The following is a 10811-nucleotide window of genomic DNA, read 5'->3' as shown; positions in this document are numbered from 1 at the left end:
TAGGAACCTAGGGTCTTATGGTTCGCGCGGGTTGTCGGTTTACGCTGATCACATGCCCGCCACGACGCGTGACACTCCGGTCGCCCTCCTCGCCCGGCCGCACCGTCCCGTCCTCGTCGCCGGCACCCTCGCCGAGCTCATCGGCCCCACCGAGGGCCTGGTCGAGCTGCCGCTGCGGCTGTGGTGGGGCCCGCGGGGCACGTTCGATCTGGCCGAGCCGACCATGCTCGCCTGGATGTACGAGAACGTCCTGCGCGAGGCGATCCGCGTCGGCGAGCTGCGCTCCTATCTGCACGGCCCCACCCTCGTACGCGTATGGCCGCATTTGAATCTCCCGAGGGCCGTGCGCGTGGCGTGGGAGGCCCGTCATCCCCGCCTGCGTCGCGCCGGGTGAACTTCTACCGCGACGTCGCGCGGGTGGCCCTCACGGTCGCGCAGAAACACGGGTTCGTCCTCGGCGGCGGCGTCGCGTGGCTGGTCAACGGCCTGGTGGACCGGCCGACCGAGGACGTCGACCTGTTCACCGACACCGACGGCGCCGTCTCCGCGGCGGCCGGCGAGGTGGCGGCGGCGCTGACGGAGGCCGGCTACCGGGTGGTGCGCGAGGAGGGCGACGAGCTCTTCGCCGGCATGGATGAGAACCTGCAGGAGTTCGTCGTCAGCGGCGACGGCCAGGCGCTGCGGCTGACGCTGTGCCGGCTCGACCGCAACCGGGCGCCGGTGGTGATGGAGCTCGGCCCGGTCATGCACCTCGACGACCTGGTCGCGACGAAGGTGGCCGCGCTGGTCAACCGGCGCGAGGTTCGCGACTACATCGACGTGGCGGCGGCGCTCGAGCGCTATCCCCTGCAGCGGATCCTCGACCTGGCCCGGGCCGTCGACCCGGCGATAGAACAAGCGGACATCGCCGACGCCGGTCGCTACCTGGACCGGATCGACGATGCCCGCTTCGCCCTGTATGGGATGGACGCGCCGCAGATTGCCGAACTTCGCGGCCGCCTCAAGGCGTGGCCCAGGGCCTAGACGTCCGCGCGCCGCAGCCAGTAGTTCAGCGTGAACGGACCGTGCCCGTACGTCTGGGCGCCACCCAGCGCGTCGCCGACGCCCGTCGTCACCTTTTCGATACGCAGCTTCGCCTGATCGAAGATCGGCTTGCAGGTCTTCTCGGTCAGCGACAGCGGGTGCATGTGGTCGGCCTTGTCGTGCATGTCGAACGTCAGGAAGGCCACCCCGTCCGGCTTCAGGTACTGCCGGATGTTGTCGACGATCTGCGGGAAGTCGAAGCAGTGGTCGAGCACGTTGATGCTGATCACCAGGTCGGAGCGGCCGACGAGGCCCTCGACGAGCTGCTCGGCCGGCTCCGAGTACACCTCGGCGGCGTCCTTGAGGTCGCAGGCCGGGATCTCGGCGAGGAACCGGTCGGCGAGGGGCTCGACGACGACCAGGTGCGCGTCCGTGAAGAACTTCGTGCGCAGCATGCTCCCGGCCCCGACGTCCACGACCACCTTCCCCGCGTACTGTTCCGGGGTGAAACCGAAGTGGCGCAACAGCCGATCGGTCTGGTTCATGAAGTCGGGGGTCTTGCGCCACGTGTCGTTCTTGTGGAAGAGGAACTCGCCCTCCTGCGCCTCGCTCGCCCACTTGTCGCGCGACTCCGTGGTCTTCGCCACGACAGTGCTCGCGCCCTTCCGGCCAAGCAGCCGGTTCACCACTCGCCGGAAATCCACCATTGTGCTCATGGCTGGGCAGAGTACGGGATCATGCGGGTTCGGGACCCCCCGAGTTGTGAATCTCCACACTTTCTTAGATGTCGATAAGGTTAACGGATCATGACGCTGACGGATCGCCTGCCCGGTAACGCCGACCCCGACGCGGTCTTCGACGCCTTCCAGAAGTGGGCCACCGAGCAGGGCCTCGCCCTCTACACCCACCAGGAGGAGGCGCTGATCGAGCTGGCGACCGGCGCGAACGTCATCCTCAACACCCCCACCGGCTCGGGCAAGAGCCTGGTCGCGACCGGCGCGCACTTCATCGCCCTCGCCGGCGAGCGCACCACCTTCTACACCGCGCCGATCAAAGCCCTGGTCAGCGAGAAGTTCTTCGCCCTCTGCGCGACCTTCGGGGCGCACAACGTCGGCATGCTCACCGGCGACGCCAGCGTCAACCCGGACGCCCCGATCATCTGCTGCACCGCCGAGGTCCTGGCCAACCTGGCGCTGCGCGAGGGCGCCGACGCCGACGTCGGCCAGGTCGTGATGGACGAGTTCCACTTCTACGCCGAGCCCGACCGCGGCTGGGCCTGGCAGGTGCCGATCGTGGAGCTGCCCCAGGCCCAGTTCCTGCTGATGTCGGCGACGCTCGGCGACACCACGCGTTTCGTCGACGACCTCAGCCGGCGGACCGGCCGCGAGACGGCCGTCGTGGCCAGCGCCGAGCGACCGGTCCCGCTGATTTTCTCGTACGCGATGACGCCGTTGCACGAGACGATCGAGGAACTCCTCCAGACGCACCAGGCCCCGATCTACATCGTGCACTTCACCCAGGCGGCCGCGCTCGAGCGCGCACAGGCGCTGATGAGCGTCAACATGGCGACCCGCGCCGAGAAGGACGCGATCGCCACCGCCATCGGCAACTTCCGCTTCACCGCCGGCTTCGGCAAGCAGCTGTCCCGGCTGGTCCGGCACGGCATCGGCGTCCACCACGCCGGCATGCTGCCGAAGTACCGCCGCCTGGTGGAGACCCTCGCCCAGGCGGGCCTGCTCAAGGTGATCTGCGGGACCGACACGCTGGGCGTCGGCATCAACGTCCCGATCCGCACGGTCCTGTTCACCGGCCTGTCGAAGTACGACGGGGTGAAGACGCGGCTGCTCAAGGCCCGCGAGTTCCACCAGATCGCCGGGCGGGCCGGACGCGCCGGCTTCGACACCCTCGGCACGGTCATCGTGCAGGCGCCCGAGCACGTCATCGACAACGAGCGCGCCCTCGCCAAGGCCGGCGACGACCCCAAGAAGCGGCGCAAGGTCGTCCGCAAGAAGCCGCCGGAGGGCACGATCGGCTGGGGCGAGCCGACCTTCGACCGCCTGGTGGCCGCCGACCCCGAGCCGCTCACGTCGTCGTTCCAGGTCTCGCACGCGATGCTGCTCAACGTCATCGCCCGCGGCGGCGACCCGTTCGCAGCGATGCGGCACTTGCTCACCGACAACCACGAGGAGCCGGGCGCCCAGCGCCGGCATATCCGCCGAGCCATCGCGATCGCCCGCGCGCTGGTCGCGGGCGGGGTCATCGAGCGGACCCCGACCGGCACCTATCAGTTGGTGGAAGACCTGCAGCTCGACTTCGCCCTCAACCAGGCCCTCTCGCCGTTCGCGCTGGCCTGCCTGGAGCTGCTCGGCCGCGAGGACCCGTCCTACGCGCTCGACGTGGTGTCGGTGATCGAGTCCACGCTCGAGGATCCGCGCCAGGTCCTCTACGCGCAGCGCACGAAGGCCCGCGGCGAGGCCGTCAACGCCATGAAGGCCGAGGGCATCGAGTACGAGCAGCGCATGGAGCTCCTGGAAGAGGTCACCCACCCGCGCCCCCTGCTCGAACTGCTGGAAGGCGCCTACGAGACGTACCGGCGCGGCCATCCCTGGGTGGCCGACTACGAGATCAAACCCAAGAGCGTCGTGCGAGACATGTACGAGCGGGCGATGACATTCACGGAGTACGTCTCGTTCTACGGCCTGTCCCGCTCCGAAGGCCTCGTGCTGCGCTACCTGGCGGACGCGTACCGGGCCCTGCGGCAGACGGTGCCCGAGGACGCCCGCACCGAGGAGCTCACGGATCTCATCGAATGGCTGGGCGAGCTGGTGCGGCAGGTCGACTCCAGCCTGCTCGACGAGTGGGAGCGCCTGCGGAACCCTCTCGCGACCGAGGAGGAAATCCGCCTCGACGACAAGCCGCCGGCGGTCACCCGCAACACGCGGGCCTTCCGGGTGCTGGTCCGCAACGCCCTGTTCCGCCGGGTCGAGCTGGCGGCGCTGCGCCGCTGGGACGAGCTGGGCGAGATGGACGCTGCCGCCGGCTGGGACGCCGACCGCTGGCAGGACGCCATCGAGGACTACTTCGAGGAGTACGACACGATCGGCACCGGGCCGTCCGCCCGGGGCCCGGCCTTCCTGCACATCGACGCCGGGGCGGCGGTGTGGACGGTCCGCCAGGTCTTCGAGGACCCCGACGGCGACCACGACTGGGGCATCGACGCGACGGTCGACTTGGCCGCTTCCGACGAGGCCGGCGCCGCCGCCGTGGTGGTGACGGCCGTCGGCCCCCACGCCGGATGACATCGCCGCCGGTCGGTGGCGGCTTTCCGGCACTGCGGCCGGTTGGCGGCGGCCTTCCGCAACCGCGGCCTGCCGGCGGCGGCCCTGCCCCAACTCGGCCGGGTGGCGGAGGCTGATGGGTACCTCGCGGCCGGGCCCTCGCCTGATCGCGCCGCCACTCTCCCGGCGCCGGCGGGCGGCGGGCTTCGCCCTGGCGGTGCTGGGCCTGCCGCTCGTGGCGCTGCTCACGCACGCCGCGGGCCTGGCGCTCAACGGCGAGATTCCCCTCTTCCTCGCGGCCGTCGTCGGCGTCGCCCTGGTCGGCGGACTATGGCCGGCGCTGCTCGCCGCGGTCGGCGGCTTCCTGCTGGTCAACTACTACTTCGTGCCGCCCCTGCACACCCTGGCCATCGCCACCCGCTCGCATGTGGTCGCGCTGGCCGTCTTCGTGGTGGTCGCCGTGGCGGTGTCGTGGGTCGTCGATGTGGCGGCCCGCCGCACCCGCCAGGCCGACCAGGCAGCCGCCGAGGCCCACACCCTGGCGACGATGGCAGGCGCCGTCCTGAGCGGCGGCGACCCCCTGAACGCCCTGCTCCACCAACTGCGCGACACCTTCGCCCTCACCTCGGTCGCTCTCCTGGAACGCACGCCGGACGGCGACTGGCACGCCGCCGCCTCGGTCGGCCCGTCTCTGGATAGCCCTGCAGCCGATTTCCCCGATTTCCGACGCGGGCGGCTTGACTCTCCCCTTGGGGGAGACACCAGGCTTGAGTCCGAGATACAAGGCAGCGACGGACAAGACGGAGAGGAGGTGGACGCCACCGCAAAGCCGCGCGACGGCGTGCGGGGCGGCGAAGCGGAGATCTGGGTGCCGGCCGATGACGCCACGATGCTGGTGCTTCGGGGTGCTGAGCTCGGGGCCGAGGATCGGCGGGTGGTGCAGGCGTTCGCGGCGCAGGCGGCGGTGGCCTTGCGGCAGCAGCGGCTGACCGTGGCCGCCGAAGGGGATCGGGTGCGTACTGCCCTGCTCGCGGCGGTGGGGCATGACCTGCGGACGCCGCTGGCCTCGGCGAAGGCGGCGGTGGCGGGGCTGCGTAGTGCGGAGGTGGAGTTCGACGAGGAGGACCGGGAGGAGTTGCTGGCCACCGCGGACGAGTCGCTGGATCGGCTTGCCGGGCTGGTGGCGAACCTGCTGGACATGAGCCGGCTGCAGGCGGGCGCGCTGGGCATGACGCCGGCCGACGTGGGGCTCGAGGACGTGGTGCCGCAGGCGCTGGACGAGCTCGGGGTGGCGGGGCGCGGCGTGGTCGTGAAGCTGCCGGACGATCTGCCGGCCGTGCGGGCCGATCCGGGGCTGCTCGACCGGGTGCTGGTGAACGTTGTGGGGAACGCGTTGCGGTTCAGCCCGCCGGGGCGGCCGCCGGAGGTTGTGGGGGTGGTTCGCGGGGAGATGGTGGAGTTGCGGGTGGTCGATCACGGGCCGGGGATTCCGCGGGACAAGTGGGAGCAGGTGTTCCTGCCGTTCCAGCGGCTCGGCGACCGGGACGCCCACCACGGGGTGGGGCTCGGGCTGGCGCTGGCCCGGGGACTCGCCGAGGCGATGGGTGGGACGCTGCTGCCTTCGATGACCGGCGGCGGTGGACTTACGATGATCTTGTCGATGCCGGCCGCGCCGGGCGCTGCTGCTCCGGGCGTGCGCGAAGACTTGGAGAGGCCGTCGTGACCCGCATTCTCGTCGTGGACGACGATCCGCAGATCCTGCGGGCGTTGCGGATCAACCTGCGCGCTCGCAAGTACGACGTGGACGTGGCTTCCGACGGCGCGGGGGCCCTGCACGCGGCGGCGGCGCACCCGCCGGACCTGATCGTGCTGGATCTCGGGCTGCCCGACATGGACGGCGCCGAGGTGATCCGCGGGCTGCGGGGCTGGAGCACCGTGCCGATCGTCGTGCTGTCGGGGCGCGCGGATGGAACCGACAAGGTCGCGGCGCTGGACGCGGGGGCGGACGACTACGTGACCAAGCCGTTCGGGCTGGACGAGCTGCTCGCGCGGATCCGGGCGGTCACCCGGCGATCCCACCAGCAGGAGCCGGGCGCGGCGACGGCGACTGTCGGGCGGTACACGATCGACCTGAGCGACCACACGATCACGCCGGATCAGCGTCTGACCCCGACCGAGTGGCAACTGCTCGAGCATCTGCTGCGCAACCCGGGCAAGCTGATCACCCAGCGGCAGTTGCTGCACGACGTGTGGGGACCGCAGTACGGCACCGAGACCAACTACCTGCGCCAGTACATGGCCCGGCTGCGACGTAAGCTCGAGGAGGATCCGACCCGGCCGCGGCACCTGATCACCGAGCCCGGCATGGGCTACCGCTACCAGCCGTGAGCCGCCGCGCGACGAGCAACGCGGGCGTGAGTCGCCGTGGGTCACCCTGTCGGGTGTTCATCATTCGCGACTCCCGACTGGCGGGTGGCGCGGATACTGGTGGTGCCGCCTCGGCGTCGATAGCCTGGCGACCGTGGCCCGACCGGCGGGAGAACTCGTGTACTCGGACGTGACGACGGCCGACGGGCGACGCCTGCGCTACGAGGTGTCCGGCGCCGGCTCCCCTGTCTTCCTGATGCACGGCACCCCGGGCAGCCGCCTCGGGCCGCGCCCGCGCGACAGCGTCCTCTACCGCCTCGGCGTGCGGCTGATCAGCTACGACCGCCCTGGCTACGGCGGCTCCGACCGCGACCCCGGCCGCTCGGTCGCCTCCTGCGCCGCCGACGTCGCCGCCATCGCCGACGATCTGGGTCTCGACACCTTCGCGGTGGTCGGCCGGTCGGGCGGCGGCCCGCACGCGATGGCCGCCGCCGCGCTGCTGCCGGAGCGGGTCACTCGGGCGGCGGTCCTGGTGAGCCTGCGGCCGAGTGACGCCGACGACATGGACTGGTACGCGGGGATGAACAGCGCCAACGTCCGCGAGTTCAGCACCGCCCGGCACGACGAGCTGAAACTGGTGGAGAGCCTCCGGCTGCAGGCCGACCGCACCAGGCGCAGCCCGGGCAGCCTCCTCGAGACGCTCCGCGGCCAGATCAGCGGTCCGGACCGGCGCGTCGTGCGGGACGTGACCTTCGAGCGGCTGCTGCTGGAGACGTACGCGGAAGCCATGCGCCCCGGCCCGTGGGGCTGGATCGACGACAACCTGGCGCTGCGGCGCGACTGGGGTTTCCAGCTTTCCGAGATCACCCAGCGGGTGCGGCTGTGGCACGGCGCGGACGACAACGTCGTGCCGGCCAGCCACACCAGGTGGCTCGCCGAGCGCATCCCGAGGGCCGAGTTCGAGATCCAGACCGACACGGCCCACTTCGGCGCGATGGAGATCCTGCCCGACATCCTGTCGTGGCTGGCCGCCGAGAACGAGCCCGAGCTGGTGGGAGCGCGCGCCCTAGCCCGCTAGCTCCTCGACCCGCTCGTGCAGGTGCTCGACGTAGGTCTCAGACTCCGGCTTCATCAGCACGCTGCGCAGGATCCGCGCGCCGTCGGCGTCCGCGGCGATCCCGGGGTGCCGCGCCGAGAAGCGCTCGCCTCCGACCCGAAGCGTGCTGAGGAAGACCGGATCCTCCTGGTCCGTCATGCCCTCCTGCAGGATCCGGGCGCTGACCGCGTCGATCTCCGAGAGGGAATCGCCCGCGAAGTAGCCGACGATGTCGAGCTCCGGCGGTTGATAGAGCCGCAGCCGCCCGGACGCCTCGATCAGCTCCGCCCAGCGCAGCGCCGCCCGCCGCCCCGCCGCCAGCACCTGACCGAGGCCTTCACGGGTGGGTGGCAGCAGCTGGAACGTGAGCCACAACCCGGCCGCCGCCGCGCCCGCCCGCGAGCATTCCAGGCTGATCTCGCCGAGGTGCAGCTCATCGGAGGTGAAATAGGTGTAGGGCGAATCGTGCACATAGAACCGCCCGACCGAGGGGTCGCCAAACAAGACAGCGCCGCATCCGTACGGCTGAAGGCCGTGTTTATGGGGATCGACCACGATGGAGTCGGCCTGCGCGATCGCCTGCCACGGCTCCGTCGGTATCCCCAGGTCGCCGGCCAGCAGCGTGAAGAACCCGCCATAGGCGGCGTCGACGTGGATCCGCACGCCGTAGCGTTCGCGCAGCGCCGAGGCCTCGTGGATCGGCTCGATCGCGCCGAGGCCGGTCGTGCCCGCGGTCAGCACGACCGTGCCGATCTTCCCGCCGCGCAGCAGCTCCTCCAGCGCCCCGAGGTCCATGCGCCCCCGGTCATCGACCGGCACGGCGTGGCCGTCGACCCCGAGCACCCGGCACATCCGCCCATGCGTGTAGTGCGCCTCGGTGCTGTAGGCGACACCCTTTCCCGGGTGCAGCTCGCGGGCCACGAAGAGCGCCTCGAGGTTGGCTATCGTGCCGCTGGTGGTCAGATGCCCGAGGTGGGTCTCGTAGCCGAACATCGTGGCCAGCTGCTGGACCACTTCGCGCTCCATCGCCGCCGTGGCCGGCCCGCCGTCGAGGGCGTGGTTGTTGGGGTTGATCAGCATCGCGGTCACGTAGCCGGCGACGGCGGCCGGGTGCGGCGGCTTGAGCATCTGCCCCGCGTACCGGGGGTGGAAGAACGGGTAGTTGTCGGTCAGCCGCTCCGCGAAGGAGGCGAACGCGGCGGCGAACCGCTCGTCGTCGACGGCGAGGGACGGATGCGGCTCGAAGGGGCCGAACGTCTTGGCCCAGGCCGCGTTCGCCGCGACCGCTTCGGTCAGCCACCGGCTCAGATCCATCTGATCACCCTAATCAGTACGCGTGATCAGGTCGCCGAGCAACTCCGGAATGCCGGGCGAGAAGTAGACGTGGCCCATGCCCTCCACGATGTGCAGGCGGGCGCCCGGGATGGCGGCGGCCAGCGCCTCGCCGTGCGCCGGCACGTAGATCGGGTCCTGGTCGCCGTGCAGGACCGTGGTCGGTGCGGTGATCGCCGACAGCGGGGCGAGCCGGTCCGGGGTCATCGTCCCGCCGGCCCGGCTGTGGTTCGCGGCGGCGGACGGGTCGGTCGCTCGCGCCCAGCAGCGTTCCAGCATCGCCCGGACGGCCGGCTCGTCGAAGGGCAGCACGTCGCCGTGCATCACCCGGAAGAGGGCGACGTCGGCGTCGACGCCCTTGGCATCGGACTGATGCCGCAGGAACCGCGGGGTCGGCGGCGGCAACTCCGCGACGATCCCGCGTTCCCAGACCGCGACGTGATCGAAGCTCATGGGCGTCGTGGACAGCAGCGTCAGGGCGCTCAGCCGGGCCGGCTCGTGCACGGCGATCCATTGCGCCACCATGCCGCCCATCGACGCCCCGACGATGTGCGCGGATGGCAACTCGTACGCGTCCAGGACGGCGAGGGCGTCGGCGGCCAGGTCGGCCAGCCCGTACGGACGCCGGTCGAAGTCGACGACGCTGGAGCGCCCGGTGTCGCGATGGTCGTACCGGATCACCTGCATGCCGTGCCCGACGAGCCGGGTGACCAGAGCGTCGGGGTAGGTGTAGCCCTGAGCCGAGGCACCCGCGATCAGCAGGACGGCGGGATGGCCGGGGTCTCCGGTGCGCTCGGTCCACAGGCGCAGCGGCCCGGAGGTCGCGAACCGTTCAAGGTCACCCATGTCGTGGACGCTACCGTTGCGCGCCACCGGATTTCCGCCGGCGGTGTCAGATGTCGAGGATCAGCGCCCGGTGGTCGGAGACTTCGGGCTCGGCCGGGATCTCGAAGTGCTTGACCGCCGCGACGTCGGAGACCAGCAGGTAGCTGGCGTGCCGCACCGGCTTGCGGTAGTGCGACGACCGGGTGTCGGCCGTGCCCACCAGGTCGGTGAGGCCGGCTTCCGCCAGCACGCCGAACGTCTCGCTGTCCGGCAGCAGATTGAGATCCCCGCAGACCACCACCAGGTCGCGAGGACCGCGGACCCGCCGTACGATCTCCGCCAGTCTCTCGGCCTGCCGGCGCCGCGCCGGGGTGTCGCCCTTGCCCGCCGGATCGCGCAGCCCGTGCGCCTGCAGAACCCAGATCGACCGGCCACTCGCGCGCTCGACCGTGCGCACGGCCAGAGCGATCCGGGGCCGGTCGCCCGTCGGCCACTCATCGTGGTCGGCATACTCTCCGTGCACGAACGCGGAATCGACCCCGCAGACCGGCAGGTGCTCGCCGATCAGGGTCGCCAGCCCGAAGTCCTGCCGGTGGCGGCCACCCGTCTCGTCGCACACGGGCCCCGAGTCGCTGGTCACGAAGATCGCCTGATGGCGCGGCAGCACGGCGCGCACGTCGTCGAAGAGATCGGCGCGTTGCGGCAGCGTCCGCTCGCCGTCCTCGAAGCGCGTCCACCCGGTCAGCCCCGGTGTCCGCGTCACTTCCTGCAGGCAGACGACGTCCGCCTCGCTGCCCGGCAGCCACGCCAGCAGCGCGTCGGACAATGCGCCACCCCAGGCGTTCACGCTCGCAATCCGCACCACGACCCCCGCCATCCCTTGCCGTTCC

General features: G+C 71.1%; 9 protein-coding genes and 1 pseudogene. 6 read left to right on the top strand and 4 right to left on the bottom strand.

Going from position 1 to position 10811, the window contains the following annotated elements; translation table 11 throughout:
* Positions 1-52: 52 nt before the first annotated feature.
* Together ACQPZX_RS24225 and ACQPZX_RS24220 are read left to right on the top strand one after the other, a co-directional pair.
* Entirely contained in the window at positions 53-394 is a 342-nt protein-coding gene (locus ACQPZX_RS24225) for a hypothetical protein (RefSeq protein WP_433384673.1), read from the top strand.
* Positions 391-1023, top strand: coding sequence for a nucleotidyl transferase AbiEii/AbiGii toxin family protein (locus ACQPZX_RS24220; RefSeq protein ID WP_433384670.1), 633 nt, complete (start codon positions 391-393; stop codon positions 1021-1023). Before ACQPZX_RS24225 ends, ACQPZX_RS24220 begins: the two co-directional genes overlap by 4 nt.
* Here the strand turns inward: ACQPZX_RS24220 and ACQPZX_RS24215 are convergent.
* Positions 1020-1739, bottom strand: a complete 720-nt coding sequence (locus ACQPZX_RS24215; RefSeq protein WP_433384667.1) for a methyltransferase domain-containing protein — start codon at positions 1737-1739, stop codon at positions 1020-1022. The two genes, ACQPZX_RS24220 and ACQPZX_RS24215, sit on opposite strands and share 4 nt — an antisense overlap.
* A 90-nt stretch (positions 1740-1829) precedes the next feature.
* Between ACQPZX_RS24215 and ACQPZX_RS24210 the strand changes: the two genes are divergently transcribed.
* From ACQPZX_RS24210 to ACQPZX_RS24195, 4 genes and pseudogenes are all read left to right on the top strand, one after another.
* On the top strand, positions 1830-4322 hold the full coding sequence (locus ACQPZX_RS24210; protein WP_433384664.1) for a DEAD/DEAH box helicase: 2493 nt from the start codon (positions 1830-1832) through the stop codon (positions 4320-4322).
* A gap of 151 nt (positions 4323-4473) precedes the next feature.
* Positions 4474-6024 (top strand): annotated as a pseudogene (locus ACQPZX_RS24205) (sensor histidine kinase); the annotation flags it as partial.
* Complete coding sequence (locus ACQPZX_RS24200) at positions 6021-6689, top strand: response regulator (RefSeq protein WP_433384661.1); 669 nt, start codon at positions 6021-6023, stop codon at positions 6687-6689. The pseudogene ACQPZX_RS24205 and the gene ACQPZX_RS24200, both read left to right, overlap by 4 nt.
* Positions 6690-6813: 124 nt before the next feature.
* Entirely contained in the window at positions 6814-7746 is a 933-nt protein-coding gene (locus ACQPZX_RS24195; RefSeq protein WP_433385403.1) for an alpha/beta fold hydrolase, read from the top strand.
* On the opposite strand, the gene ACQPZX_RS24190 is transcribed toward ACQPZX_RS24195, so the two are convergent.
* Genes ACQPZX_RS24190 through ACQPZX_RS24180 form a run of 3 tightly spaced genes read right to left on the bottom strand, consistent with a single transcriptional unit; the run spans position 7735 to position 10786 of the window.
* Positions 7735-9078 carry a pyridoxal phosphate-dependent decarboxylase family protein gene (locus tag ACQPZX_RS24190; protein WP_433384658.1) on the bottom strand — a complete coding sequence of 448 codons (1344 nt, stop codon included), beginning with the start codon at positions 9076-9078 and terminating at the stop codon, positions 7735-7737. The genes ACQPZX_RS24195 and ACQPZX_RS24190 overlap by 12 nt on opposite strands.
* A gap of 9 nt (positions 9079-9087) precedes the next feature.
* Positions 9088-9942, bottom strand: a complete 855-nt coding sequence (locus ACQPZX_RS24185; protein ID WP_433384655.1) for an alpha/beta fold hydrolase — start codon at positions 9940-9942, stop codon at positions 9088-9090.
* A gap of 46 nt (positions 9943-9988) precedes the next feature.
* Positions 9989-10786 carry an endonuclease/exonuclease/phosphatase family protein gene (locus ACQPZX_RS24180; RefSeq protein WP_433384652.1) on the bottom strand — a complete coding sequence of 266 codons (798 nt, stop codon included), beginning with the start codon at positions 10784-10786 and terminating at the stop codon, positions 9989-9991.
* Positions 10787-10811: the final 25 nt, after the last annotated feature.

This window comes from Actinoplanes sp. CA-142083 (genome assembly GCF_050942195.1).
In the GTDB taxonomy this organism is placed as follows: Bacteria; Actinomycetota; Actinomycetes; order Mycobacteriales; family Micromonosporaceae; genus Actinoplanes.
This window is presented reverse-complemented; position numbering and strand designations above follow the sequence as displayed.